Here is a 25,774-nt window from a genome sequence, read left to right as displayed (position 1 = left end):
GAATTTGTTTTCAAATCTCCCCCCAAATGCAGGAGCAGACCAAAAGGTTCTTAAGGGTTATCCAAGCGCTGGATCAGGCTTTCTGGGGGGGCACTATTTTTAATTTTGGCGATCGCCGTGCTGGTACCGGTATGGCCCCAACTGGCCCCCTGAGCTAGGTAAATTTTTGCGCCTTCCCCCACAATATAGGTGCTGTAGGCAGCCACTCCCCCCTGCAGCGCAGCGCCCCCAGCGTAGGCCCCTAGATTGCCAGGATTGTCAAAAATACCAGCGGTTTTTTGCCAGCCTAAAAATAAAGCTGACACCCATTGACTCAGTAAAATACCACCGGCACCAATTACCACTTTTTTCCAGATGCGGCCCGCTTCGTAGCTGGTGATAGGCAAACCATAGAGCCGTGCTAGACCCCGAATCAACAACAGATCGGTGATCAAACTAGCTCCCAAATCCAAGAGACCGATGGGATTAACGGCGATCGCCAGGGCCTTGTAGCGCATATATTTACCAACGAGCTGATCCGCTTCGGCAGTGCGAATTTCGATAGTTTTGGTGGCAATATTCTTTTCGGCTTCTTCCACCTGACGCAGGGCATTGAGGGCCAACAGTTGACTGCCATCCCGGTTCAGAATGGTAAAAATTTTTTGGCGCAGTTGATCCAGTTGGGGGGCCGGTTTTTCCCACCGTTCCTCTGGAGGGGGGCTTGGTCGGGAACCTGTGGGGGAAGGGCTATATTCCACCCGCACCATTATGGGGGGAGGCTCAGCGGCCACTAGTACAATGTCCTCGGCGGAAAAAATGGGACTATCTTCCCCGTCAGGAGTGAGGGACTGTAGCTGGGCAAAAATTTGTTGTTGATCCTGTTCTGGATATAGATCAATCTTATTGAATACTAACAGTAGGGGTTTTTGGGCTTGGCGCAATGTTTGGAGGGCAGCAAATTCGGTTTGGGTAATATCCCCAGCAATGACGAATAAAATCAGATCTGCTTGGTGAGCAACGGTTTGGGCCATGGCAGCTCGCGCCCCCCCGGCAACTTCATCTAGCCCCGGCGTATCAATCAGATCAATTTGAATTTTGTCATTATTGCACCACCGCACCGATTGGGGCCATTGGGTTACCCCGTGGAGTGGCCCCGTTTCCAGGCGTTTTTCCCCCAACAGCGCATTAATCACGGTGGATTTGCCCCGACTGACCAAGCCAAAGGCCGCAATTTTAAATACCCGTTGCTCCAGTTTGGCCAGGGCTTGGTGCATAGCTTGAATATCTTGGCGTACTGCTCCCTGCAATTCCAGATTAGGGGGATAGTTCCAATGGCGGCGCTGGCTAGCATACCAATTTAACGATTGTTGGATGCTGGCGATCGCCGTGGAGAGGGCCGGATCAGGGGCAGGGGAAGTCATTCAGCTTGGAAACAGATTAATCGGGGAAAAACTCAGCATCAAGAATTTCCGCCAAGGAAAAGGGACAATCCACTGGAAAGTTTGAGAGGGGTAAATTAGTTTCGTTGACTGCGCCCTTCCTCCCTTTAAGATAACAATCGGCAAATATAGCTTGCAAATAGGGATTTAGGCTGGGGCTATCGGCCAGAATTAAATTAAGCTGATCCCGTTGCTCATCAATGGTATTTTTCCAGCTACCAGTGCGCTTCTGGGTTTGATATTTCCATTTGAGCAGGTGTAGGAAAAGAACTTTCAGGCGACTATAGACTTCCCGTTTATCACTGCGGCCCATGGATTCTATTTCTTCAATTAAATTCTCTAAATCTAAGGATTGTAAATCGCCCTGTTTAAGCTGATGCACAGTTTGCTCAATCCAAAGATTAAAATCGGTGTCGTAGAGAGTGGTGGTTTGTTGTTCCATGCTATTTTTCCCCTTCACCTCAACTTAATTGTAAAAGCCAACTGGCCATCGTCACCAGAGAGCAACAATGGCCATCCCTTTTTAATTTAAGGAGAAAACTAAGTGCTGGCCCCGGAAGCTGCCACCGCCACAGCAATTAACCCGGCCACAAGGACAACGGCAATGGCGGCCATGATCAAATAATTCCTTCTATCGGCTTTGCTTGGGGCATCTGCTGTATAGACCCGAGGTTCAACGGCAAAATTATTCAGCCGTCCATCGTCGTCTTTGGTATAGTTCATATTTTTAAGAGTTCTCCTGTCTTGACAAATGACAAAAAGTTTTTTATGGAAGCTTGAACCGGCGGAGGCCGAGCCCAAGTTTTTGCATAATACCCCAAAATCTAATCGGGCTTGCCCTCACCTAAAGGGGGAGATGGGGGAAAATCATCGCCATGCTGCCAAGATTTGGGATCTTCTAGGGGTTCTAAATGGGTAGTTACCCGGGAGCCAGCAATGCGTTGAGCGATCGCCGTTTCCACCGATTCACAGAGGTCATGACCCCGTTGCACAGTCCAATGCCCCGGTACCAGAACATGGAAAGAGATAAAGGACTGAGACCCGGCTTCCCTAGTTTGCAATAAATGAAAGCGCACTCCCTGGTCCTCGTAGGTGGCAAAGCAGTGGGTGATTTTTTGCAATTGCCCAGAGTCCAAGGATTTATCCATCAAACTCGAAAAGGTTTCTCGCAGTAAACGTATGCCAGTCCAAAGCACATTCAGTCCTACCCCCAGGGCAATGAGGGGGTCTAACCATTCCCAACCAGTGAAGAAAATTAGCACCACTGCCACCACTACCCCCACCGAAGTCCAAACATCGGTTAGCAGGTGTTGGGCATCGGCCCGCAAGGTGATGGAATTTAATCTTTTTCCTGCCCGCCAAAGGATCCAAGCCACCGCTCCATTTAGCAGTGCCGCGGCGATCGCCAAACCAATGCCCAGGCTACTTTGTTCCAAGGGTTCGGGGTGAAATAAACGTTCCACTGCGCTGTAACCGATACCCAGGGCCGCAATGAGAATAAAAGCCCCTTCTAGCCCACTGGAAAAATATTCTGCTTTATTGTGGCCAAAGGGATGTTCTGAATCCGCCGGGGTAGCTGCTAGGGAGAGAGCCCAAAAAGCAACGATCGCCGAAGCCAAGTTAACCGTAGATTCCAGGGCATCAGACAACAGCCCCACAGAATCGGTAATGGCATAGGCTGCCAGCTTGAGACCCATGGTGGCCAGGGCCGCCCCAATGGACAAAACCGTGTAGGGACGGGCAATACGGGCAGTCATCAGGGTTTAATAAGGTAAAAATCAGAGTTCACAATAGGGCAGGCAATGAGCTTTCGACTTTTGAAGAAAACTTTCGCAGATCCCCCAACTTGGAGCAACCTGCAGCATAGCAAATAATTAAATCCCCATAACCCAGCCGGTCAGGGGACTTTATCCACATTGATGTATTAGTAATTGTCCGGCAGCCGGAAAGTTACCACCTACGCCGCCTGGAGGCAATCTAGTAACGGTTGCCAGCGGAAAACTCGATCGCCACCCATTTCCAGTACCACTTTCAGTTTGGGTTCCCGTTTGGTGAGGCTAATTAAATCTTGAATTTCGGTTTGGGAGAGAATATAACCTTCCAAAATCCACAACACCAAACCTTTACTTTGGGCCGGTAAATTTTCTAATTGGTAACCGGCGATCGGCTGGGCAAAATAAACGGGCCCCACTGCCCCTTCCTGGGCAATGTTTTTCTTACCTAAATGGGCTGGGCGTACCCCATGGACCTGCATCAAATAAGCTTCCACATCCCCCAGACCCCTAGCGGAAAGGGACACACTGGTGTAGCCGTTAGCCCGCAGACGTCTTTGATAACGACCTTCATAGCCACCTTCTAGGGGGGCATATACTGCCAAAGCCCCGTCGTTTTCTAAAGCGCGGATAAATCCTTTTCCGTTAGCAATTAATGGCAATGGCAACATAGCAATGATGGCGATAGTTATAAGGTTATGGAAGCCTAGGACAGACTAAGTTATCCACGATTTTGACACACTCTCCGGGCAAAGCAAAGATAGGCGGCCAAGATTTTCTGGAGTTGATATCGAAAGTAAAAACCCAAATCTCCCCTGGCCTGTGGCGGTGGAAATCTGGGTGTAACGGGTTCTCAAATTTAGCTAATAACTAGCTTGGTGATCAGATCTGAGTTATTAGCCCTTAGCAGCGGCGGCCACTTCTTCAGCAAAGTTAGTTTCTGCCTTTTCGATGCCTTCGCCAAGGTTAAAGCGAATAAAGCGACGAACTTGGATGTTTTCCCCCAATTCGGCGATCGCCTGTTTGACCAATTCTTCGATGGTGAGGTTTTGGTCTTTGATGTAGGGCTGGTCCAGCAAAGATAACTCCTTCAGGCGTTTGTCGATGCGGCCTTGGACAATCTTTTCTTTGATGTTGGCAGGCTTTTTGCCCAGGTCATCGCGCCCCATTTCAATTTCCTTCTCTTTAGCCACCATTTCCTGGGGAATATCAGCCACACTGACATATTCCACGTTGGGACAGGCGGCAATCTGCATGGCCACATCGTTAACCAAATCTTTAAACCGATCGCCCCGGGCCACGAAATCAGTTTCACAGTTAACTTCCACCAACACGCCAATGCGGCCACCAAAGTGAATATAGCTGTGGACCAAACCTTCGGCGGCGGTGCGGCCAGATTTTTTATCAGCGGAGGCAATACCCTTCTGCCGGAGCCATTCAATGGACTTTTCTAAATTACCCTCATTTTCCTTTAGGGCTTTTTTGCAATCCATCATGCCCGCGCCGATTTTATCGCGCAGTTCCTTCACGAGTTGAGCGGTAATTTCTGCCATGGTTATCGTTCCTAATCAGTTTTTCTATGATTGCACGGTAATTATTGGGCTAAGGGAAAAAAGTGATGGCCAACACCAGCTAGATGTTCCCCTAGCACCGGGACGGGGTTTCCCTCGGTCCATCGGGAGGACAAAGGGAAAAAGGGACAAAATTTAAGCTTCTGGGGTTGCCGTAGCTTCTGCTTCGGCCACTTCCTCCACCTCTTCAGCGGCTTCTACTTCCAGATTATCCCCATCTAAACCTTCGTCAAATTCCTCGTAGTCATCGCTGACATCTGGCTGACCATGGCGACCTTCATAGATGGCATCGGCTAATTTGCCCACAATCAGTTTGATGGAACGGATCGCGTCATCGTTGGCGGGGATGGGCACATCTACCACATCGGGATCACAGTTGGTATCCAACATGGCGATGATGGGAATGCCTAGTTTTTGGCACTCGTGGATGGCGTTATGTTCCCGTCGTTGGTCGACGATTACCACCACGTCAGGGAGCTTGCGCATATTTTTGATGCCGCCGAGGTACTTCTGTAGTTTGCCTAATTCCCGCCGGAGCATGGAACCTTCCTTTTTGGGGCGACGATCAATGGCACCACTGCTTTCTAGGGCTTCCAATTCCTTCAGGCGATCGACCCGTTTGCGGATGGTTTCCCAGTTGGTGAGCATGCCCCCCAACCACCGTTGATTAACGTAATGGGCTCCACAGCGTTGGGCTTCCTGGGAAATGATGCCAGCGGCTTGGCGCTTGGTGCCGACGAACAAAAACTTTTTGCCGCTGATGGTGGAAGAACGCACATATTCATAGGCATCTTCCATCAGTTGGGCGGTTTGCACTAGGTCAATGATATGTACACCATTGCGGGCGGTGTAGATATATTGATCCATGCGGGGGTTCCAGCGGCGGGTTTGGTGGCCGAAGTGAACACCAGACTCTAGCAAATCTGCGAGAGAAACTACGGGCATGTTAAATTTTCTCCTATTCGGGTTTATCCTTCATCCAAGGGAATTTCAGCTTGTTGCAGAAACACCCGAAAGCTTGGATGTGCGAATTTTTGACAACCTTTCTAGTCTAGCAGGCGATCGCCATGGTTACCACTGGAACATAGCCTCCCTGACCTTTCACTTGAGTTGATGACAATGCTTAGGGTGACTGCCAAAAACCCAATGGATTAAATCTAAGTCCAGGGTACAGGAGTTGAACCTGTCTAGGGCGAATTATGAGTTCGCTGCCTCAACCGCTCGGCCAACCCTGGTAATCGGTTTGTGGGGAAACACCCAGGGATATATTCTAAACCACGGCCTACCCCCCAGGAGAGCAATCAATAATTTCCCTCGGGATCGATTATTTAATCTTTTGAGATCAAGATGATTTTGAAATTTCCTGGGGCATAATGAATCGAGCTATCCAAAAAACCATTGCAATGGCGATCGCCAGGTTATGTCCACCAAAAGTAAGATTTTTCTTGTTCTGTTAGTTTTTTGTCCCCTCTCCTTCGCCGCCCACTGGTTGGGGTGGGGGGAAACGACGGTGTTCATTTTGGCGGGTTTGGCCATTGTGCCCCTAGCAGCCTTCATGGGCACCGCCACGGAGGAAATCGCTGTGGTCATCGGTCCCAATGCGGGGGGCTTGCTCAATGCTACCTTCGGCAACGCCACGGAGCTAATCTTGGCTTACATTGCCCTCAAGGAGGGATTGATCGATGTAGTTAAGGCCACCCTGACGGGATCAATTATTGGCAACTTACTGCTGGTAATGGGTTTTGCCGTCTTCCTGGGGGGATTGCGCTATAAGGAACAGAATTTCCAACCGATCGCCGCCCGTTTAAATGCCTCCACCATGAATTTGGGCGTAGTGGCCATTCTTTTGCCCACAGCGTTGCAATATACCTCCACAGGGGTGACGGAAACGGTTTTGCAAAATTTGTCCGTGGCCGTAGCCGTAGTGTTGATCGGGGTTTACTTGCTTTCTCTGGTATTTTCCATGGGAACCCACGCCTATTTGTACGATGTGGGTTTGGCTGAAAATATGGAAATGCCGGAACTCGGCGAAACCATGGCGGAACCGTCCCCTCCCACAGAAGAGGAAAAACCAAATCTTTGGCTTTGGACGGGGGTTTTACTGGCCGTCACCCTGGGGGTAGCCGTGGAGTCGGAATTACTGGTGGGCTCCCTTGAAGTGGCCACAGAGTCCCTGGGATTAACTGCCCTGTTTACTGGGGTAATTCTCCTACCTATTATTGGTAATGCCGCTGAGCATGCCACCGCCGTCACTGTGGCCATGAAGGACAAAATGGATCTTTCCATGTCTGTGGTGATGGGATCGAGCCTGCAAATTGCCTTTTTTGTGGCACCAGTCCTGGTCATCGTCGGCTGGGCGATCGGTCAACCCATGGACTTAAATTTCAATCCTTTCGAGTTGGTGGCGGTATTGGTGGCGGTGTTGATTGTCAACTCCATCAGTGGTGACGGCAGTTCCAATTGGTTAGAGGGGGTCCTATTGCTGGCCACCTATGCCATTGTGGCCCTAGCTTTTTACTTCCATCCCACCCTGATCTAGTGCGTAGTTTTTGGCAACCCTAAACCCGGGGTAATGTGACCGATTGGGGCTGATTTTGATATTTGCCCCTTCTGGTTTCATAGCTAATGTCGCAGTTTTCCCCTTCAAAAAAGAGCAGTTGCACAATGCCTTCATTGGCGTAAATACGGCAATCGGCACTGGAGGAATTAGAAAATTCCAGGGTGAGGTGACCACACCACCCCGCTTCCCCCGGAGTTAAATTGGCGATAATGCCAGCCCGAGCGTAAGTACTTTTACCGATACAAAGCACAGTGACATTGGCGGGGATCGCTAATCTTTCCACTGCCACCCCTAGGCCATAGGAGTGGGCCGGCAAAATGAAATAACTGCCACTGCTATCTTTGTGGAGTTGGGTTGCTTCCAAATTGTGGGGATTAAAGTTTTTGGGGTCAACTACAGTGCCCGGAATATGACGAAAAATGCGAAAATCCGCCGCCGAAAGTCGAATATCATAACCAAAACTGCTTAGACCAAAAGAAATAGCCGGTTCCCCCTCTATTTGCCGCATTAGCTGGGGTTCAAAAGGCTCAATCATGCCTTGGGCGGCCTGGGCGCGGATCCAAATGTCATTTTTGATCATGGACAAAGTTCAAGGAAATAAAGCGGCAATCATTATAGCCGGATCAATGGCGATCGCCGACGAGAATAATTAAAGCTAGTTTTGTCGTGATGTGGTCAACGGAATAATTAATCATCAAAAAGGCTAAAAATGTTTATCATCCTTGGTAAATTCTGAGTTCATCAAATAATTTTGAATGCTCCAATTTATTGGTAGAGTCGTAGAAAAATCAAAATTATGCTACTGACAGACTGAAAAATTTCTATAATTGACAACAAGTTCATTTCACAAGCAGGTTCAAGATGCCAAACCAACGGGATTACACACTCATTATTGATAAAAGCGGTAGCATGTCTATCATCGAGCCAAAATTCCAAAAAAGCCGATGGGAGCTAGTTCAAGAATCAACCCTCGCCCTAGCCAGAAAGTGTGATCAGCTAGATGATGATGGGATCACCGTGTACACCTTCTCCGGTAAATTTCGTCGTTACGATAACGTCAACGCATCTAAAGTAGAGCAAATTTTCCAAGAAAATGAGCCAGTAGGGGGCACTAATCTCACCGCCGTGCTACAGGATGCGATCAATAATTTTTTACAACGAAAAAAATCTAATCAAGCCCAAATAGGTGAAACTATTTTAGTGATTACGGATGGAGAACCGAATGATCGTAGATCCGTGTTTGAAATCATTATCCAAGCCAGCAAATGTCTAGATGCAGATGAAGAATTGGCCATTTCATTCATGCAAATCGGTAATGACCCCAGTGCTACCAAATTTCTTCAAGCCCTTGATGATCAATTAATGGAAGTAGGAGCCAAGTTTGATATCGTCGATACAGTAACTTTTGATGAAATGGAAGATTTAACATTAACTGAAGTTTTATTAAACGCTATTGAGGATTAAAACTAGAGATTTTATTATGAACGACTCCGATTCCATTGACTCTATACTGGCTGACCTCCGCCAAAAATATATTCAAGAACCAGACATAATATCTAATAATCCAACGATAGACCCTACCTTGAGTAAAGAGCAACAGCATCCAACTTTAGATAAAATTTTAAATGAATTAAAGCAAGGTTTTAAGATTAATTACTTTCCTGAAAAAACGGATCAAATCCCAACTATAATCAAAGGATCGCCCCAAGCTTTAAATCCAGAACTAAAAAATTTAATCGATCGCCAAGAGCAACAAAGACAGGCAATCATTGCTCAAAAAGCACAACAATGGCTAGACCAACTTGACCCACTGTCCGGTGAGGGAATTTGGTTTGCAGATTTAGCTAAGCATTATCCATCTACCTTAGCCGCGGCCATTGCCTTATTAAATAACGAATCAACCTAAAATTAACATAGTCTTGTATTATTAAAATCACAAAAATGATTGACATTGTAAAAGCAGACCTTAATTTAACTATCCATGCGGAAGCAATGATTCAATTGATAGATGAATATGCCCGTGATCCCATGGGAGGAGGAGAAGGATTATCTGATTATGTTAAAGCAAATCTGCCTGTAGAACTTGCCAAAAGACCTTCTGCCCATGTCATTCTTGCCTTTGTTGATTTTCAGCCTGCTGGTCTTATTGTGTGTCTAGAAGGATTTTCTACTTTTGCTTGTAAGCCATTACTAAATATTCATGATGTTATTGTTTCTTTGCCCTATCGTGGTAAGGGATTATCAAAACTAATGTTGCAAAAAGTAGAAGCCATTGCCTTAGATTTAGGCTGTTGTAAACTCACCTTAGAAGTACTTGAAGGAAATCATGTTGCCCAATCAGCTTACAGGTCGTTTGGCTTTGGTAGCTACGAGCTAAACCCCCAAATGGGTAAAGCATTATTTTGGCAAAAAAAGTTACCAGATATCGCTCTTTTATCAGAAAAGGGAAGATAGAATAGAAGACAAGAGCGGAAAGCTAGAAGTGGCAGATGGTAGTTCCCCGTAAAGCCAAAGAAACGGTAGCTGTATCTTCACTTTATACACCTAGACTGATAAAAGAGAGCTATTGCTGTATTGCATTAATGGCTGGTATTTTTTTCGCCTTTGGTCAATACTCCATGGAGAAAAATATCAGCTAACCCTTCCGCCATTTCCTGCAAAGCCTGGGGGGACGCGTGGGGGTCAATTACCGTTTGTTCCGAAAAACCCGCCACTGCAAACATGCCTAAGAAAACCTGGGCCACAATTTTGGGATTCATCCGCCGGTAAATGCCCCGGTCCATGGCAGTTTGGAAAAATGCCTCCGCCACATCGGTCATTTTGTCGATAATTTCCGACTGAATTTTTTCCCGTAGCTCAGGGTGGTATTGGGCTTCCACAAAGCAGACCTGCAATAAATATTTATTTTCTCGTAAATGGAACATACGCCGTTTCATTACCTGGGCGATCGCCTTGTAACTGCCCATCTCACTTAATTCCGTCAGCAGGTCAGTGAGAATTTCTATCCAGCCGGCGGTGGCTACTTCCACCAAAATGGCCTTCTTGTTGGTGAAATAACGGAACAAAGTCCCTTCGGCCACATTGGCCGCCTGGGCCAAATCCTTGGTGGTGGTACCTTCATAGCCCTTAGTGCCAAATAATTTCAAAGCTCCCTTCAAAATGCGATCATGGGTGGAAGCTTCAGCCGGATTGGTAAAGGTTGATGGGGCGGTGTAATACTTTTTGCTCTGCATGGACTTTACCTCTAAACTCACCCAGCTATTACTGTTATTGTGCGGGAAAAATCTCGATCGCCCCACTGGTCAACAGAAATCTTCATAATTCTCACCTTTTTGCATGAAACGTCCCACCCTCTACTGTGCAATTACGGGCCATGGTTTTGGCCATGCGGTGCGGACTGCCTGCATTGCCCGCCGGGTCCAGGAACTTTGCCCTGATGTGTTGGTAATTATGGCCACCCGTAGCCCCCGTTGGTTGCTGGAATGTTATCTGGAAAAACCCTTTATCCACCGTCCCGTGGCTTTTGATGTGGGGGTGGTGCAGGCCGACAGTTTACAAATGGATGAAAACGCTACCCGACAAGCCTTAGAGAATATTTATCGCCGGGAAAATACCCTGGTGGCCACGGAGTCTAATTATTTACGGAATAATCGGGTGGATCTAGTGCTGGCGGACATTCCAGCCCTAGCAGTGGCGATCGCCCATCGAGCGGATCTGCCCTGTTGGATGAGTAGTAATTTCGGTTGGAATTTTATTTATCGGGACTGGGGCGATGAATTTGGGGAAGTTATCGAAAAAATTGAACGGGATTATCGGCAATGTGATTTATTATTTCAGTTACCTTTAGCCGAACCAATGGAAATTTTTCCCAGGAAAATTGCCACAGGATTACTAGGGGGAGATCCCCGCTACAGCGAGCAAATATTGAAGGAAAAGTTTGCGATTAAAACTACCAAAGACAAAACTATTTTGCTAACCTTTGGCGGTTTAGGTTTAGAAGCTATTCCCTATCAAGTGTTAACAAAGTTTCCTGACTATCAATTTATTACCTTTGACGCCCAAGCCCCTAGGTTAGATAACCTGATCATTATCAAGGACAAAACCTATCGCCCCGTGGATCTAATGCCCCTTTGTGGGCGAATATTTTCCAAGCCTGGTTTTGGCACCTTTGCCGAGGCTTTGAAATGGGAAGTGCCCATTATTTCCCTCACCAGGGATGGTTTTGCGGAAGCGCAGGTTTTACTGGCAGGTTTACAGAACTACGGAGAGCACCAAATTGTGCCCCACCAGCAGTTTTTTGCCGGGAAATGGGATTTTTTGTTGGAAAACCCCAAAAAACCTAGGTTGACTCAGAAGTTAGACAAACACGGCGATCGCCAGATAGCAGAAAAAATTGTTGCCCAAATTAGTTGATTTTGTCCCCCAACTCGGAAAAGGTCAGGGAATTTTGTTAAACCATAAACCTGGGGTTAACCTCAGCCAGAGAGCTCTTGGCAACTCAAAATTGAAATTCAGACTTGCGAATTGCAAAAAAGTGCCAAAAATTAAAATTCAATCGATTCAATTTCAATTTTTGGTGTAATATTGCAATTATGGACAGATCTACCTTTACTGAAAGCGCTCCCGGTAGGCTTTTAGAGATTTCAGTGGAAAACAATAAAGATTGGGCATTTATTCCCGATCCATTACCTGATGAGTGGACGGTTTCTCCCGATATTTGGGCTTTGTTGCTTCAAGCGAGAGAGGAGTTAGCCAGACTGGATGGGGTTGGTAGGTACATGCCAAATTACAATTTACTGTTGCGTCCATTGCAGAGGCGTGAAGCATTGCGATCATCTAGTTTGGAAGGGACATATGCTACGCCTCAACAACTGCTGCTGTTTGAGATTGAGCCTAGAGAGCCAAAGTCAGTTAACGACCCAGTAAACTCTTGGCAGGAGGTTTGGAACTATAACAGAGCATTAGAATTAGCCTTGCGCCTTTTAGAATTAAGACCTCTTAGTCTGAACTTGATTCGAGAGATGCATCAGACACTCCTATCAGGGGTTCGTGGATTTCAAAGAGATCCAGGTAATTTTCGTCGTTCTCAGGTTCATATAGGTTCGGATAGGCGATTCATCCCCCCTCCACCCAATGAAGTTATGCCATGCCTATATGATCTGGAAACATTTATCCATAAAGAAAAAAATACTGAGCCTCTAATTCTGTGTTTCATGGTACATTACCAGTTTGAAGCAATCCACCCATTCCTTGATGGAAATGGTCGAGTAGGTAGGCTTTTACTATCGCTAATGATTCATGAGCAGTGTAAACTCAGTAGACCTTGGCTATATCTAAGTGCTTTCTTTGATAGATATAAGGATGAATATATCGATCTCTTATTTCAAGTCAGTACTAAGGGAAATTGGCAAGATTGGATTGCCTTTTGTCTACGTGGAACAATTGAACAATCAAAGGATGCACTCAGGCGCTTTGATAAGCTTCTTACACTTCGTAGTCAGTATATGGATCTACTAAATCAAGCAGGGGGAAATATTCGACTTAATCGTCTCATCGATCACTTATTTGAATCACCAGCCATTACCATTTCTCAATTTGCGGAAATGTGTGGAATACACTACAACACTGCACGCGCAGACATAGAACGCTTGGTGAGTGCAAATGTTCTTATGGAATCCGACATTCAGGCACGTCCAAAAATCTATTTCGCCTCAAATATTTTGGAAATTGCCTATGGCGATTAGTACTGAGTCAATGCATATATTGCAACCTAACAACCCTAAGCGCCTCTGTGCTTTTGCAATCGTCCATGGCGATCGCCAGCAACATTGGGGTCGCCAGATTGCGGAAAAAATTGTTGCCCAAATTAGTTGAGTTTGCCCCCCAACTCGGAAAAGGTCAGGGGATTTTGGTAAACCATGCTTAGGAACGGTTTTTTAACCCTTGCCAACGTTTGAGATAACGGGAACCTAAAATTACCACCTGTTTAGAATCTAGCAGACGATAAAGCCATAATTTCACCCAGTCAAAGATTAAAAACCAAAGGAAAGCATAGCCCCAACTGGCTAGGGTCCACATCAAACCGATGGGGGTCATAAGAATACCAAAACAGGCCATAAGGGTGGAAATGGCAACGGATAATCCTGTGGCCATCAACATCTTGGGGGCCGGGGGAATGGACCAGAAAGGGCCCCGTACTCGGGTCACATAAATGGTCATCATGCCCCCCACCGCTAGATGGAGATAAATGAGGGTTTGCACCATTTCATGGGGAAGTCCCAGATATTTTTCGGTGTAGTAATAAAGCAAAAAGGTCTCCACCACCCCCACCAATCCGATCGCCGTAGCGAGACTAATGATGTAGGGCATATTCCAGCGCTGGGGAGTTTTAGGGATTTTTGTGTTGTCATAGGCGATGGTTACCATGGAGCCGTCATTAATTAGGGCCAGCAACACCAACATAATCACTGTCACCGGATAGGTTCCATAGACAAAAATTGCCATGGTGATAAAAATCAAAATCCGTACAGTTTCCACCACCCGATAGATGCAATAACTATTCATCCGCAGGAAAATTTGGCGGCTCAGTTCAATGGCGTCAATAATCACCGACAAACCCGGTGTCAGCAGGACAATATCGGCGGCGGCCCGGGCGGCATCCGTAGCCCCAGAAACGGCAATACCAGCACTGGCCTGTTTTAAGGCAGGAGCATCATTGACCCCATCCCCCGTCATGGCCACGATGAAACCCCGTTTTTGTAAGGTTTCCACAATGTGAAATTTATCCTCAGGAAACACCTGGGCAAAGCCGTCGGCCTCTTCGATCTGCGCCCCCAGTTGGCTCAATTGACTGGCCGGGGTCTGGCGAAACAGTTCAGCATTCAATACATTTTGCCCTAACCCCAACTGATGACAGGTTTCCTTGGCGATCGCCACCTGATCCCCCGTAATCATCTTGAGGGGAATGCCCAAACGTTTAGCATTTTCTATGGTTATTTGGGAATCTGGCCGGGGCGGGTCAAATAGGGAAATAATGCCCAGAAATTGCCATTCTCCCTGGTCATCGGTGCGGGCCACCCCCAAAGCTCGATAGCCCCGTTTGGCCAAAGCTAAAATCTCCTGATTAACCACCCCGGCAAAGGCCTGATTCCTGGCATCTAAATCAAGGATGACTTGGGGGGCTCCCTTGCTGGTTTTAAATGTGCGACCCTCCCCATCAGTTACTTCTGCTTCGGTGCGTTTACTCACCGGGTCAAAGGGAATGAAATGGCCAACGGTAAAATCGTGGAGAATATCCTGATTAGCTAAGCCGTTGATGATAGTCAAATCAATGGGATCATTATCTTCCCGACTAGAAGCCAAAGCCCCCGCTAGCAAAAGTTGTTGATTATCCACCCCCTCCGACAGATAGGGATCTCCCAAACTCAGTTGGTTGAGGGTGAGGGTGCCGGTTTTGTCGGAACAAAGCATATCCACCCCCGCCAACTCATCGATCGCCGACAGACGGGTAACCAGGGCATTCTTAGCCGCCAACAGTTGGGAGCCAATGGCCATGGTTACCGCTAGCACCGTTGGGGTCGCCAGGGGAATGGAAGCCACCGTCAGCACCAAACAAAACTTCAAAACCCGAATAAAATTATCCCCTTCGTGGACCCGCACCACTAGAATGGCCGCCACCAAGAAGAGATTAACAATAATTAAATAATCGGAAAGCTTGAGGACCGCTTCCTGTAAATGATCCGTATTTTCCGCCTCCGCCACCAACTTAGCGGTTTTACCAAAAAATGTATTTACCCCCGTGGCGCTGACCACTGCCTCTGCCTGACCCCGCTTCAGAATTGATCCGGAATAAACTTCTTCCCCGGCTGAACGAGTCACCGGCAGAGATTCCCCCGTGAGGGCCGCTTGGTCGATGGAGACCTTATCACAATTTAAGAGTTCAAGATCCGCCGGTAAAACGTCACCAATTTTAATGCGGACAATGTCTCCAGGCACCAATTCCCGCGCCGGTATGGTTTGCCACCTATTGTCTCGCTTGGCATTGGCATTGAGGGCCAACTGGGCCTTGAGGGCTGAAACCGCATCCCCTGCTGATTTCTCTTCCACAAAACCTATCATGGCGTTGCCAATTAACAAGGCAAAGATAATGAAAAAATCTACCCAGTCCCCCACCAAGGCACAGAGAACGATCGCCGCCTCAATCATCCAGGGCATGGGGCCCCAAAAGTAGGACAACAGCAATTCTAAATTACTAACTTTTTTCTCGGCTAATTCATTGTAACCGTATTGAGAGAGACGATTCTGGGCTTCGGCGGTACTTAATCCCTGGGAGGATGTATTCAATTTACTTAAAATCTCTTCGGGGGAAGGAGACTTAGTCTGCGCCGGGGAATTAGTCATAGCTCGTTTAAGGTCAAAGACCGAATTACTATGAACCTATTATTGACGATTATGACTGGGAAAAATTAATAGAAAAGTTAATTTTGATAACTGTTTGTGAAGATATTTAAATGGGAATTTTGAGCCTAAATGGGTATTGTTTCTCTGCTGTGATCGCTAACAATGCTAATAATTAGCAAACATTTATTTTTAGCCCTTGGCTGCCACTGAGTCGGGCAAACATCTTTGTAGAGAGGGATCTAGCCAATTGAAATAAGCGGGATAGACTGGAAATCGTGGTTCAAGATTATAACTATTCTCTTTTAGCAACTGGCTTAGTTGCTCCACTGATCGGTGATGATAATCAGGATTAACTTCATCAATGGGAACAATGCCGCCTAAATCCCTGACCCCAGCGGCTAAACAAGCTAGTAGAGCACTAAAATTTGCCACTAAATTAGGCGGAATTTGCAAAGTAATTTCTGCGGGTAGAATTTCCCTCGCTAGGGTCACCACTTCCACCAATTTTTGGCTGCCATAGGCGGGAATACCATCCGTTTGTCTTTGCCCAGGGCTGTGGGGCTGCAAAATCACTTCTTGAATATGGCCATATCGTCGCTGCACCTTGGCGATCGCCATTAAACTGTCGGCCACTTCCTGGTCAGTTTCCCCAATACCCAATAACAGTCCAGTGGTAAAAGGAATGGCCAATTCCCCCGCTAGCTGTAACTGTTCTAGCCTGAGTTGGGGGTCTTTACTCGGCGCTTGGCGATGAACTGTAGTTAATAGGCGGGGAGAAATCTGTTCCAGCATTAACCCCAGGGAAAAATTAACTTCCTTTAAACGAGCCATTTCTGACCGACTGAGGGGCCCTGCATTGGTGTGGGGGTAAAAACCCAAATCCAGAGCTATTTTGCCCAGGTTATAAATAAGTTCAAACCAAGCTTGTCTGCGGGAGGATTGGGGATGCACTTCCCCGGCTAGGATTAAAATTTCCCTCACCCCCAGACCGGCCAACTGTTGGAGTTTTTGTTGAGCCGCTGCCATGGTTAACCAGCTATCTTCCCCTGGCTCCCGCCGAAAATTACAGTAGCTACAGCGGTTAAAGCACTCGTAGGTGGGCACCAGGGTATGGGCGGGACTGTAGGTGATGGTGAGCAAGTTCAACTTTCAACTCAAAAAAGCTTTCAACCGAGCCAACACCATTGGCGGAATTTCATGGCCCATGGGAAACTCTTGGTATTCCACTGCCGCTCCAATCCGTTCTAGTTCGGCCCTAGTCTGCTGAGCCATGGCCACTGGTACCACTAGGTCGGCACTGCCATGGATGAGCAAAATGGGGGCAGTGAGGGAGGGTTGAGTTTCAGGTTGGAAATGGAGATAACCACTCAGGGAGAAAATCTTTGCCAGGGGTAAGGTCAAACCCACATCCAGGGCCATGGCTCCTCCTTGGGAAAAGCCCCCCAACACGGTTCTAGCTAGGGGAATACCCGTTTCTGCCTCTAAACTCAACAAATAAGCCCTTAAACTCTGCTTTGCCTGGGCTAGTCCTGCAAAACTTTGATTTTCCAGATCATACCAAGCCCGCCCGCCGGGAATTTGGGGATGGGCAAAGGGGGCATTGACAAAGCGCCACTGATAATTCGGCAAGTCCAACATGGGGGCTAAATCTGCCAAATCCCTGGCATCGGCCCCCCAACCATGGAGCATCACCAACAAACGGTCAGACTCCGACGGCGAACTTCCTCGGTCAGGATAGGCGATCGCCGAGAGATCCGCTGCGGGATGGGCTGAAAAATCTAAAGCCATGGCAGGACAGTCCTAGCGATTTAACTGGGTCAAACTAGCGGACTGGTAATAATGGGACAAAATTTGTTGGTAGGGGGTGCCTTTTTGGGCTAAGCCGTAGGCTCCCCACTGACTCAAACCGATGCCATGGCCAGAACCACGGCCGGTGATAGTGAAATTATCCCCATTTTTTGACACTGTGAACAGGGTGCTCCGGAGTTTCAAAGCCTGACGAATGGCATTGCCCGTTAACGTTTTGCGCCCCCCGGTACCATTGACTTGGATGGAAGCGATGCGACCCCTGGGGGTAACTTTTAGGGGAGTCAGGCCGGTGATAGTGCCGATGCCGCCAATGTGACGACTCAAATCACGGTTACTAAAAGTCTGGTTCCAACTAAACACCGGTGAACCTTGGTCGTAGTCCACTACCCCCCGTAGATAGGGCAGGGGCGACATCCACACATCCTCAACGTTTTCCGTATGGCCCCCAGAAGCGGCATGGAACGCAGCCAAAATTACTTTGCCATTGTAGGTCATCACCTGGCCCTGGGTGGCTTCTACGGCCTCCACGGTGCTGACATATTCATTATTGACCCCCTTATACACCTGGGTGGCTGTGGTGGTGTCCAGGTCATAGTAACGGTTACTATCTTTGCTGGTTTGGTAAATGGCGTAGGTACGGGCGGCCACGGCTTGGGCCTTTAAGGCTTCCAGAGGCCAGGATGGAATGGCTTCGGAACCCACCACGCTGTACAAATACTCCTCAATATCCACCAGATTAACGGCACTTACCCCATTGCCTTGGCGGATTAAACGCACCTTACCCCGATACCAACGATCGCCGATCCAAATGCGGCCGTCACCGCTGGGTTCAATGGTGATTTGGGAAGCTTGCATGCCAGCTAGGTTAATGTTGCGACCAGAGGCAGTGGCATTGGCGGGGACGAGGGAATCCAAGCGACCAATGGTGGCCCCCCCACCATTTTTCACCAGGGCCGGGGTGGAACTGCCCACTCTGACATTACTCACCCCTTTATTAATGGCAACCCGTAATTCCATCGCCTGGGCGGATAAAGTCCAAGCCAGGGAAATAATTAAACCGAAAAAACTAGATTTACCAATTAGTTGTAACCAGGGGAGGAGAGCCCGTAAGTTTGTCGGCAGGGAACCCCCTGTTTTTGTCGTCAATTCCATGACAAATTTTCCTCACAGCACAATCTACCGGTCAATCCTAACCAAGGTAGCTGTTGCCGGGGATTTTGCCAAGCCAGTTACAGTGCCGACCAAAGGGGGAAAGATCGTTAAAATAACGGTGGTTATCCACTGGGCAAGTTTTTTGTAGAGGAAATAGACTTCGATGGAATGGCGTGAAATTTCCGGCAGTTGGGTTCTAGTGCCACCCCAACCGATCGCCGTGGTGCATTTTCTCGGGGGAGCTTTTGTGGGTACTGCCCCCAATGTGGCCTATCGTTGGCTATTAACGGAACTGGGCAAAGCTGGTTATGTGGTGGTGGCCACCCCTTTTCTCAACACCTTCGACCACCAGGCGATCGCCCGCAGTGTGCTGAATCGTTTTGAAATTATTTTGGAAAGACTGCGAAAACAGGGGGAAATCACCAATGGTTTATTGCCGGTGTACGGCTTAGGCCATAGCCTGGGTTGTAAGCTCCATTTGCTCATTGGCAGTTTGTATGAAGTGGAACGGGCCGGTAATATCCTCGTTGCATTTAATAACTATCCGGTTAAACAGGCCATTCCCTTTGGGGAGCAATTAGCCCAACTGCAACTAGATAAATTCCTCACCGGGGTGCAAAAACAACTGAGACAGTTCAATCTCCAGGTGGATTTAAACTTTGAATTTACCCCATCGCCGGAGGAAACTAACCTTTTAATTGCGGAAAGCTACCGGGTGCGACGGAATTTATTAATCAAATTTTCCAACGATGACATTGACCAAACCCTGGGGCTCCGGCCGATTTTAAATCAGCAAACCGCCGACCTAGTGGCCTATTGTCCCCTTCCAGGTAACCACCTGACCCCTTTAGGGCAAGACATTCAATGGGAAACGGGTCAAGAATTTTCCCCCCTGGATGCGGTGGGGCAATGGTTAAAAAATTCCCTTTCCCAGGATTTAAGGCGACTGCAAAAGGAAATTCTCCGTTGGCTAGAACCGGCTCGTTTTTATAGTCATTTTGACAATTCTAGTAACTGACAGATGATGCTCGAAAGTTCCTAGTCTCCTTCAGTTAGCACTTAGACTGCAATATCCAATAATTCTTCCTGGTCGGGCTATGTCCTAGGGGTGCCAAAGTGAAAGGTCAGCATAGCCCAGTCCCCAAGCTCAATGGCCAGTCCCATCGTTGTCTTCAGAAACCGGAAGTGCATGGGTGAAAAAACGGTATTCTTCCACCGGATGACCTTGCACAATATGCTCTTGGAGAATTTTTTCCATCACGGTGGGGGTAACATTGCGATACCAAACCCCATCGGGATACACCAGCAAAATCGGCCCCTGTTGGCAAACCCTTAGGCAGTTCGCCTTGGTGCGGAAAATATGCCCTGTTTGACTGGCCTGGGCGCAATCCAGCCCCAATTCCGGTAGGCGTTTTTTCAAATAATCCCAGGTGGCGAGGCTATCTTCTTTGCTACAGCATTTCGGTTTGGTCTGGTCACAGCAAAGAAACAGGTGCCGTTGAATGCGATCGATGCCGAGGCGTTGACAACTATCAACGATGGTTTCTGGGGAGGTTATGGAAGCGGACTTGTCCATGGAAATGGGGGCCAAAACTGAATAATCACCGTATAGTTGGAGGGAATTAAGCTCAATGGCCTTACCCCCCCAAATTATTATGTTTAAAGATTGGAACTTTGATGACTGGATGAACCATTTAATGATGCTATTGACCCTATTGGGTTTAGCGGTCATTTGGTTTGTACTCTGAGATTTTTTTGCGAGTGGCCCCACACCTCCCAAAGATCCATTAGAGCGACTAGGGGAGGTAACAGGTTTAATCGACCATGTTTGGGGAATTTACTGGGTAATCCAAGGCCACCTATGAACTTTGCCCTATTCGCCCAACAGTTCCAAGAATTGCGCTTCCGACAATTGGGCAATGCCGAGCTTCTGAGCTTTTTTTAGTTTCGCGCCGGGGGCCTTGCCTACCACCACATAATCGGTTTTACCACTGGGAGTGCCAGTGCATTCAGCCCCCACATTTTGGAGTCTAGTTTTAGCTTCCTCCCGGTTCATGGCGTTGAGGGTACCGAGGATGACAACTTTTTTCTCGGCCAGGGGATGGACTCCGTTCTGGTCAATTTCCGCTGGGGTCGGCTCTGATTTCGATTCTTCCTGGGGTGCCTCTACCGGAGTTTTTTCCACTTTAACCGGGGCTTTTTCTACAGACTCTGACTCTGAATTAGACTTTGTTTTTGATTCAGATGGCTGGGACACGGTCGCTTTAGCAACTTTGGCGGGCTGGGGTTCGGATTTTGCCGCAGTTTTAGCGGGGGTAGGGTCAACTTTTTCAGCCTTGGCCGGTTTGGCTGATTCTTGCTCAACTGCAACGGCCACTGAGGTGGGGGGCTCGGCCGGTTTTACCGGAGCGGGGTTAGTTGCGGCGACTTTAGCTTTAGCAGGCACTTCCGGAGTCAGGGACTGGGTTTTGGCTATGGCCTCTTTCAAGGTGGCCAATTCCTCTTGCAGTTGGGTCACTTCCCCCTGGGCAGATTGCAGGGCGTTAGCCTGTTCTTTTTTATCCGCTTTAAGGCGATCGCCTTCGGCCTGGGTGGTTTCCAGTTTGACTTTTAATTCGGCATTGGCTAGGGCTAGTTCTTTTTGCGCTTCTTCCAGTTGATGTAGTTTAACGGTGAGTTGACTCCGTTCCCCTTGCCATTGCTCTTCCTGTTGACTGAGGCGATCAAGGTCGGCTTGTAAATTTTCCACCTGGCTCTGGAAGTGTTGGCTTTGTTGCCTTGCAGTCTGCAATTCCTGTTGAGCCTGATCCCGTGCAGTGGTCAGTTGCCACACCTGCTGCTCCCACTGGGAAACTCGACTGTTCCAGTGAGCTTGCTCTTCTTGATGTTTTTGTTGCCAGAGCTTTTCCTGGGAGGCTAGGCGTTGGTCGATCGCCTTGGCCTGATTTTGTTCTACATGGGTGAGTTGGTCGCTCAACTGTTGATTTCTGGTCACTAGGGACTGCAACTGCACCAATTTAGGACGGGTTTCCGCCACTTCATTGACCGCTTGCTTGAGGCGATCGGACAGGTTGGTATTTTCCTGGAGCAATTCCTGATTGATCTTTTGCAGGCCCACCAATTTTTCGGTCTGGATGTCATCGTACTGGGCCAGCTGATGTTGCAGAGCGGCCACCATTTTCTCCTGGGCTTGGTAGTTTTCTGTCAACTGATCCCTTTCAGCCAGGGCGTTTTGTAAGCTGTTCTGGATGGACTGTAAATCCTTCTCCAGGCGACGCAGTTTCCCCTTGGTATGGATGATGGCCTCCGGAGATTCCTCGCCATCGTCATGGTTAGAGCTGACTTCCTTGGCGATCGCCGGAGTTGGGGAGCTGGCGGTTATGGTTGACGGTTGATCGGCAGGTTGGGACTGGGCCAATTTTTTTTCCAGGGCACGACGACTATTCCAGACATATATGCCACTGCCTAGGGCCAAAACCAATCCGCTTAAGGGGTAGCTCAATTCCAATGGGGTCATCCACCGTCTCCTCGATCAAGAACATCAATGCCAATCGTCACTGGACTGGACTCTAGATCCTCTTATAGCAAGTTTGGGAACCTTTTATGGAGGGATGGGGAGAAATAGTCGCAAAACTTAATCGAGGTGCCGTCAAAAGGGGGCCCTGGCCTGAACTTACCCAACTTCGTCCCTATGCTAGGGATTTGAGCCAGAGCAGGTTATTATTTCCCTTCCTACTGCCAGATCAATCAGTCCGTTAGTTTGTTCAATGTGTTTAATTAGTTCCCTATAGGCGGGGGCAAATTGCAACTGGGATGAGTTGCCTAAAATAATTAGTTTGCTTTTAGCACGGGAAATACTGACTAATAATTTACGGTCTGTATTTTGGCGATCGTGGTCAGCAATGCTTTGGATATTTTTTACTTGTTTGGACCAGGAAATGGTAGTAGAAAAAATAATTAATTCCCGTTCATCCCCCTGAAATCGCTCCACTGTATCAACAACAATTGGTAAATCAGCATTACCGAAAATTCTTTCCAACTGTTGATTGATTTCTGCCACCTGAGCTCGAAAAGGGGCAATAATACCAATTTCTGCCGCAGAAAAAAGATTATTTTCCCAGTAAGTTTTAACAATTTCCGCCGCAATAATAGCTTCGTTAGTGTTTTTCCGTTGCAGACCGATTTCGGATGGCGTTTCCACAAAAACGGTTCTGCTTTTACTTAATTCTTTTAATAAGTAATTTCCATGAACTCCATAGTCCGGCTCCATTTCCCTCTGTTGCCCCCGTTGCTCCACCAACTGGCGATCGTAATGATGGGCGATTAACAAAGCAATATCTCTATGCATACGGTAATGTTCAGTTAACTGACCGTAGCAATGACCCCATTTTTTATTTTTGGCATTGGTAATTAATCTTTCAAACAAAGACATTCTTAAATCTGTAAAATGTATGTTGTAACGTAAGAATTCTTTTGTTTTAACTAGGCAATCCCTATCACCTTGTGTAATAACTGCTGGCAATTGCTTTTGATCGCCAATCAGCACAAACTTGTTGAACAGTGCCACTATCCCTGCCACATCAGCCTCTGTTAGTTGGGAAGCTTCATCAACGATTAGCTGGTCAAATTCACCAACAAATTCCCTGAGTAATAAATACTTATCTTTAAAAGTTGAAACAGTGGCAACAAAAATCCGACTTTCCTGCAGAAATTTCCGCCATTGATCCGCATTGTTACCAGTTAATTTCTTAGCGACTAAATTTTCATCAACTATGGTTTTATTGCCTAAACGGAGGTAATCTATGGGCTCCTCATGGCGTGGGTTTTTAAGGGCCTTACATATTTGTTCTACGGCTTTGTTGGTAAAAGCCAAGATGAATATATTTTTCTTGTCTAACTTGAGTAAATTTTGCACGTAGTTGACCAAAAATATGCTGGTTTTTCCTGTGCCTGGTGGACCTTGGAGTAAATAATAATGTTTAGCTTCGAGGGCTTGGCAAATAATTTGATTTTGATTACTAGTTAAAAAATCGTTTTCTTGATAATTTATCGATAATATTTGCGGTTCCAAGTGCCCTAAAAGCAGTTGTTTTTTCTCCATGGAGCAGGCTAACACTTCTAAGAGGCAAGCTATGCTACTCCAATAGTTACGCTCAAAAATATCTGGCTCTAAAGCCCAAAAGTCATATTTTTCAATAAACGAATAATCAGTTTGTTTATTAAATAAAGAAACTACAATCTGTTCTTGGTTGATGATTTTAATGGAACCTTTAAAAATATGCTGCTTCAAAGGTTCATACTCCCCGTTTATTTTAGGGTAAATAATTACCATATCACCGGCTCGAAATGAATGGGCTATATCGGACTGGGTCAGTACCAGAGAAAGATAGCTCTTCCGTTTGTCAACTTCCATTACTCTAAGATCATAAAGTAGTTGATAGTTACTTTGCTTGGTATTAAAATCGTCCAACCACAAACTAGCAAATCCTGTGGACGATTGATGCTTATCCTCCAATTCAGACTGTTGATAATCTGATGTTTTGTTGTTAATTAATTCCCTGAGAGTAAAGGAAATTAATTGTTGATAATAATTTGTGGTTAATCTACCCGGTTGATAGCCTTGTTGAAAACGGTTTAAACGTCGTTGATTATACTCTGGTAACTCTCCCGCCCCATTAGTTTTAAGTTTATCTAAGCTGGTAAAATCGCCCTTGGCTAGTTGGTAAATTTTACTAACTATTTCATTTCTGACTTTAATCAATTCATTTTTTTCTTGGGATTCACTGACAATATTTCTACGGGGTTGGTCTGATTTTGAATAAAATATTTCCTTATTTCCTAAATAATTACCATAGGTGCTTTCCAGCATCATGTTATATGCCACCACTTGCATTTTATGATTTTTCCATTCTCTGCCTGGATAGGGAGCGCCACCACTTTTAAGCTCAATAATATCTTTAGAGCCCTTTGGATTGATAGTTAATAAATCTAATCGTCCTTGCAAACCATAATGCTGTGAAAAAAAAGTTGGCTCAATCCAAATACTAAGATTTTCTTGATGTAATTTCTTGACTAAACTAGCAATATTAGGCAGATGTTCTTGGGTGATGGATGTTTGAATATCGACCATTTCTATTTCCCCAAGATAGGCACACCTTAAAGCATCTGATTTCTTATAATCTGCAAAAATTTTAGCAATATCAATCTGTTCATTTCTGACCAGTTCATCTAGGTAGTAACCAACAATAGTCCCCTTAAAAGCTGGAGCTCCAGCCAGTTCTCCTACTAATTTATTGAGCCAAAAAATATCGCTACTCGTATTTTTGTTGCCAAAACATTCGCTGATGGCGCTGGCATCCACCAAAAAGTCTGGCTCAATGACGATTAATGATTCTGAATTAGCTTGGTATTTGTTTTCGGCTACTGGTACTAAATTATGGCAAGCAATTAACGTATCTTCCTTTAATAAATCTGTTAAATAAAATAAGTGGGGAGCATTAAACCAATCACACTCTAGGGTAATGCTTGTTTGCAGATTATCTAAGCTAAAGCCATAGAGACGGAAGGCTCGTCGGGATTTACTCTGATGATGCCCAGTGTATAAAAGTTTTAGGTATTTTATCCGGGGCGATCGCCTTGCTTGGGAAAGGGTTGTGAAATATTGATTGTTATATTGATTATTGTCAATAGTAAATTCTAGCAATTCAGAATTTTTGACCGCCGCTAAACACACTCTTTGGAGTAATAAAATTCCCTGTTCAATTGCCATTTGATTGACTTTCTCAGAAAACCCCCTGCGGATAAAGCGGCGAAAAGCATCAAGATTACTGACATCCTGCCCATCTAAATTTAGATTACTAAGACAATATCTAAACCTGGCATAAAAATTTTTAAAGACTATATTTTCTGAATCAGTCAATGCTTTGACCGACTGATAAAAAAATGTCGAAATCGTGAAAAAGTCATCCTGCAAGATTACTCTCGAACGACCAATTGCATGTAATCCTTGGCATATTTCTGTAATTCTGTCATTTTCATTCATAGCATAATTTCCGGACTTAATGAGTCTCAAGCATCTTTGCAAAACAGAAG

24 protein-coding genes and 1 tRNA gene are annotated in these 25,774 nt (G+C 46.6%); 8 read left to right on the top strand and 17 right to left on the bottom strand.

Features of this window, described 5'->3' with window-relative positions; genetic code table 11:
- Window positions 1-50: 50 nt before the first annotated feature.
- The 8 genes from IQ217_RS02915 to IQ217_RS02880 form a co-directional block, all read right to left on the bottom strand.
- Entirely contained in the window at window positions 51-1,400 is a 1,350-nt protein-coding gene (locus tag IQ217_RS02915; RefSeq protein WP_194018854.1) for a GTP-binding protein, read from the bottom strand.
- A gap of 16 nt (window positions 1,401-1,416) precedes the next feature.
- Window positions 1,417-1,860, bottom strand: coding sequence for a DUF29 domain-containing protein (locus IQ217_RS02910; protein WP_190597690.1), 444 nt, complete (start codon window positions 1,858-1,860; stop codon window positions 1,417-1,419).
- 98 nt (window positions 1,861-1,958) lie between these two features.
- Window positions 1,959-2,141 carry a photosystem II assembly protein Psb34 gene (gene psb34, locus IQ217_RS02905; RefSeq protein WP_190597691.1) on the bottom strand — a complete coding sequence of 61 codons (183 nt, stop codon included), beginning with the start codon at window positions 2,139-2,141 and terminating at the stop codon, window positions 1,959-1,961.
- A 101-nt stretch (window positions 2,142-2,242) separates the two neighbouring features.
- Complete coding sequence (locus IQ217_RS02900; RefSeq protein WP_194018853.1) at window positions 2,243-3,175, bottom strand: cation diffusion facilitator family transporter; 933 nt, start codon at window positions 3,173-3,175, stop codon at window positions 2,243-2,245.
- 200 nt (window positions 3,176-3,375) lie between these two features.
- Entirely contained in the window at window positions 3,376-3,861 is a 486-nt protein-coding gene (gene ndhN / locus IQ217_RS02895; protein WP_190597693.1) for an NAD(P)H-quinone oxidoreductase subunit N, read from the bottom strand.
- 225 nt (window positions 3,862-4,086) lie between these two features.
- A complete protein-coding gene (gene tsf / locus IQ217_RS02890; RefSeq protein WP_194018852.1) occupies window positions 4,087-4,743 on the bottom strand; it encodes a translation elongation factor Ts in 657 nt (218 codons plus the stop codon).
- A 153-nt stretch (window positions 4,744-4,896) separates the two neighbouring features.
- A complete protein-coding gene (rpsB, locus tag IQ217_RS02885) occupies window positions 4,897-5,706 on the bottom strand; it encodes a 30S ribosomal protein S2 (protein WP_190597695.1) in 810 nt (269 codons plus the stop codon).
- Window positions 5,707-5,923: 217 nt separating this feature from the next.
- Window positions 5,924-5,996: transfer RNA gene (locus IQ217_RS02880), tRNA-Ile, on the bottom strand.
- A 185-nt stretch (window positions 5,997-6,181) separates the two neighbouring features.
- Here IQ217_RS02880 and cax point away from each other — a divergent pair.
- Window positions 6,182-7,300: a calcium/proton exchanger gene (cax, locus tag IQ217_RS02875; protein WP_194018851.1), complete on the top strand. Its 1,119-nt coding sequence runs from the start codon at window positions 6,182-6,184 to the stop codon at window positions 7,298-7,300.
- Window positions 7,301-7,319: 19 nt separating this feature from the next.
- Here the strand turns inward: cax and dcd are convergent, their stop codons facing one another.
- Complete coding sequence (gene dcd / locus IQ217_RS02870) at window positions 7,320-7,901, bottom strand: dCTP deaminase (protein ID WP_190597698.1); 582 nt, start codon at window positions 7,899-7,901, stop codon at window positions 7,320-7,322.
- Window positions 7,902-8,182: 281 nt separating this feature from the next.
- Between dcd and IQ217_RS02865 the strand changes: the two genes are divergently transcribed.
- The 3 genes from IQ217_RS02865 to IQ217_RS02855 are packed head-to-tail and all read left to right on the top strand — an operon-like array spanning window position 8,183 to window position 9,775.
- Window positions 8,183-8,785, top strand: coding sequence for a vWA domain-containing protein (locus tag IQ217_RS02865; RefSeq protein WP_190597699.1), 603 nt, complete (start codon window positions 8,183-8,185; stop codon window positions 8,783-8,785).
- 16 nt (window positions 8,786-8,801) lie between these two features.
- Window positions 8,802-9,227, top strand: a complete 426-nt coding sequence (locus tag IQ217_RS02860; protein ID WP_194018850.1) for a salt stress protein, Slr1339 family — start codon at window positions 8,802-8,804, stop codon at window positions 9,225-9,227.
- Window positions 9,228-9,262: 35 nt separating this feature from the next.
- A complete protein-coding gene (locus IQ217_RS02855; protein WP_194018849.1) occupies window positions 9,263-9,775 on the top strand; it encodes a GNAT family N-acetyltransferase in 513 nt (170 codons plus the stop codon).
- Between the two features lie 125 nt (window positions 9,776-9,900).
- Here the strand turns inward: IQ217_RS02855 and IQ217_RS02850 are convergent, their stop codons facing one another.
- On the bottom strand, window positions 9,901-10,554 hold the full coding sequence (locus IQ217_RS02850; protein ID WP_199309616.1) for a TetR/AcrR family transcriptional regulator: 654 nt from the start codon (window positions 10,552-10,554) through the stop codon (window positions 9,901-9,903).
- A gap of 103 nt (window positions 10,555-10,657) precedes the next feature.
- Here IQ217_RS02850 and IQ217_RS02845 point away from each other — a divergent pair, with 103 nt between their 5' ends.
- From IQ217_RS02845 to IQ217_RS02835, 3 genes are all read left to right on the top strand, one after another.
- Window positions 10,658-11,734, top strand: coding sequence for a glycosyl transferase (locus IQ217_RS02845; protein ID WP_194018847.1), 1,077 nt, complete (start codon window positions 10,658-10,660; stop codon window positions 11,732-11,734).
- 104 nt (window positions 11,735-11,838) lie between these two features.
- Window positions 11,839-13,065: a Fic family protein gene (locus IQ217_RS02840; protein ID WP_228025670.1), complete on the top strand. Its 1,227-nt coding sequence runs from the start codon at window positions 11,839-11,841 to the stop codon at window positions 13,063-13,065.
- Window positions 13,055-13,195 carry a hypothetical protein gene (locus tag IQ217_RS02835; protein ID WP_194018846.1) on the top strand — a complete coding sequence of 47 codons (141 nt, stop codon included), beginning with the start codon at window positions 13,055-13,057 and terminating at the stop codon, window positions 13,193-13,195. Before IQ217_RS02840 ends, IQ217_RS02835 begins: the two co-directional genes overlap by 11 nt.
- Window positions 13,196-13,243: 48 nt before the next feature.
- On the opposite strand, the gene IQ217_RS02830 is transcribed toward IQ217_RS02835, so the two are convergent.
- The 4 genes from IQ217_RS02830 to IQ217_RS02815 form a co-directional block, all read right to left on the bottom strand.
- Window positions 13,244-15,721: a plasma-membrane proton-efflux P-type ATPase gene (locus IQ217_RS02830; protein WP_194018845.1), complete on the bottom strand. Its 2,478-nt coding sequence runs from the start codon at window positions 15,719-15,721 to the stop codon at window positions 13,244-13,246.
- 189 nt (window positions 15,722-15,910) lie between these two features.
- A complete protein-coding gene (cofG, locus tag IQ217_RS02825) occupies window positions 15,911-16,861 on the bottom strand; it encodes a 7,8-didemethyl-8-hydroxy-5-deazariboflavin synthase subunit CofG (RefSeq protein ID WP_194018860.1) in 951 nt (316 codons plus the stop codon).
- A 9-nt stretch (window positions 16,862-16,870) separates the two neighbouring features.
- Entirely contained in the window at window positions 16,871-17,509 is a 639-nt protein-coding gene (locus IQ217_RS02820) for an alpha/beta hydrolase (RefSeq protein ID WP_194018844.1), read from the bottom strand.
- A 12-nt stretch (window positions 17,510-17,521) separates the two neighbouring features.
- On the bottom strand, window positions 17,522-18,682 hold the full coding sequence (locus tag IQ217_RS02815; RefSeq protein WP_194018843.1) for a SpoIID/LytB domain-containing protein: 1,161 nt from the start codon (window positions 18,680-18,682) through the stop codon (window positions 17,522-17,524).
- A gap of 163 nt (window positions 18,683-18,845) precedes the next feature.
- Here IQ217_RS02815 and IQ217_RS02810 point away from each other — a divergent pair, with 163 nt between their 5' ends.
- Complete coding sequence (locus tag IQ217_RS02810; protein ID WP_190597709.1) at window positions 18,846-19,700, top strand: DUF1350 family protein; 855 nt, start codon at window positions 18,846-18,848, stop codon at window positions 19,698-19,700.
- A gap of 129 nt (window positions 19,701-19,829) precedes the next feature.
- Here the strand turns inward: IQ217_RS02810 and IQ217_RS02805 are convergent, their stop codons facing one another.
- The 3 genes from IQ217_RS02805 to IQ217_RS02795 form a co-directional block, all read right to left on the bottom strand.
- Complete coding sequence (locus IQ217_RS02805) at window positions 19,830-20,258, bottom strand: (2Fe-2S) ferredoxin domain-containing protein (protein WP_194018842.1); 429 nt, start codon at window positions 20,256-20,258, stop codon at window positions 19,830-19,832.
- Window positions 20,259-20,555: 297 nt separating this feature from the next.
- Window positions 20,556-22,199: a BRCT domain-containing protein gene (locus tag IQ217_RS02800; RefSeq protein ID WP_194018841.1), complete on the bottom strand. Its 1,644-nt coding sequence runs from the start codon at window positions 22,197-22,199 to the stop codon at window positions 20,556-20,558.
- A gap of 177 nt (window positions 22,200-22,376) precedes the next feature.
- The gene (locus IQ217_RS02795) at window positions 22,377-25,724 is read right to left on the bottom strand and encodes a DEAD/DEAH box helicase (RefSeq protein WP_194018840.1); all 3,348 of its coding nucleotides are present in this window, start codon (window positions 25,722-25,724) and stop codon (window positions 22,377-22,379) included.
- Window positions 25,725-25,774 lie beyond the last annotated feature (50 nt).

The organism is Synechocystis salina LEGE 00031, assembly GCF_015207985.1.
GTDB classification, from domain to species: Bacteria; Cyanobacteriota; Cyanobacteriia; order Cyanobacteriales; family Microcystaceae; genus Synechocystis; species Synechocystis salina.
The sequence above is the reverse complement of the archived record's forward strand: the minus strand, read 5'-3'. Positions and strand labels throughout refer to the sequence as shown.

Excerpts from the sequence above, each read along its gene's own strand:
- IQ217_RS02805 (WP_194018842.1), bottom strand. The coding sequence starts at position 20,258 with ATGGACAAGTCCGCTTCCATAACCTCCCCAGAAACCATCGTTGATAGT.
- cax (WP_194018851.1), top strand. The coding sequence starts at position 6,182 with ATGTCCACCAAAAGTAAGATTTTTCTTGTTCTGTTAGTTTTTTGTCCC.
- tsf (WP_194018852.1), bottom strand. The coding sequence starts at position 4,743 with ATGGCAGAAATTACCGCTCAACTCGTGAAGGAACTGCGCGATAAAATC.
- dcd (WP_190597698.1), bottom strand. The coding sequence starts at position 7,901 with ATGATCAAAAATGACATTTGGATCCGCGCCCAGGCCGCCCAAGGCATG.
- IQ217_RS02850 (WP_199309616.1), bottom strand. The coding sequence starts at position 10,554 with ATGCAGAGCAAAAAGTATTACACCGCCCCATCAACCTTTACCAATCCG.
- ndhN (WP_190597693.1), bottom strand. The coding sequence starts at position 3,861 with ATGTTGCCATTGCCATTAATTGCTAACGGAAAAGGATTTATCCGCGCT.
- rpsB (WP_190597695.1), bottom strand. The coding sequence starts at position 5,706 with ATGCCCGTAGTTTCTCTCGCAGATTTGCTAGAGTCTGGTGTTCACTTC.
- IQ217_RS02865 (WP_190597699.1), top strand. The coding sequence starts at position 8,183 with ATGCCAAACCAACGGGATTACACACTCATTATTGATAAAAGCGGTAGC.
- IQ217_RS02800 (WP_194018841.1), bottom strand. The coding sequence starts at position 22,199 with ATGACCCCATTGGAATTGAGCTACCCCTTAAGCGGATTGGTTTTGGCC.
- IQ217_RS02835 (WP_194018846.1), top strand. The coding sequence starts at position 13,055 with ATGGCGATTAGTACTGAGTCAATGCATATATTGCAACCTAACAACCCT.
- IQ217_RS02910 (WP_190597690.1), bottom strand. The coding sequence starts at position 1,860 with ATGGAACAACAAACCACCACTCTCTACGACACCGATTTTAATCTTTGG.
- IQ217_RS02830 (WP_194018845.1), bottom strand. The coding sequence starts at position 15,721 with ATGACTAATTCCCCGGCGCAGACTAAGTCTCCTTCCCCCGAAGAGATT.
- IQ217_RS02795 (WP_194018840.1), bottom strand. The coding sequence starts at position 25,724 with ATGAATGAAAATGACAGAATTACAGAAATATGCCAAGGATTACATGCA.
- IQ217_RS02860 (WP_194018850.1), top strand. The coding sequence starts at position 8,802 with ATGAACGACTCCGATTCCATTGACTCTATACTGGCTGACCTCCGCCAA.
- IQ217_RS02855 (WP_194018849.1), top strand. The coding sequence starts at position 9,263 with ATGATTGACATTGTAAAAGCAGACCTTAATTTAACTATCCATGCGGAA.
- IQ217_RS02845 (WP_194018847.1), top strand. The coding sequence starts at position 10,658 with ATGAAACGTCCCACCCTCTACTGTGCAATTACGGGCCATGGTTTTGGC.
- psb34 (WP_190597691.1), bottom strand. The coding sequence starts at position 2,141 with ATGAACTATACCAAAGACGACGATGGACGGCTGAATAATTTTGCCGTT.
- IQ217_RS02915 (WP_194018854.1), bottom strand. The coding sequence starts at position 1,400 with ATGACTTCCCCTGCCCCTGATCCGGCCCTCTCCACGGCGATCGCCAGC.
- IQ217_RS02820 (WP_194018844.1), bottom strand. The coding sequence starts at position 17,509 with ATGGCTTTAGATTTTTCAGCCCATCCCGCAGCGGATCTCTCGGCGATC.
- IQ217_RS02900 (WP_194018853.1), bottom strand. The coding sequence starts at position 3,175 with ATGACTGCCCGTATTGCCCGTCCCTACACGGTTTTGTCCATTGGGGCG.
- IQ217_RS02815 (WP_194018843.1), bottom strand. The coding sequence starts at position 18,682 with ATGGAATTGACGACAAAAACAGGGGGTTCCCTGCCGACAAACTTACGG.
- IQ217_RS02810 (WP_190597709.1), top strand. The coding sequence starts at position 18,846 with ATGGAATGGCGTGAAATTTCCGGCAGTTGGGTTCTAGTGCCACCCCAA.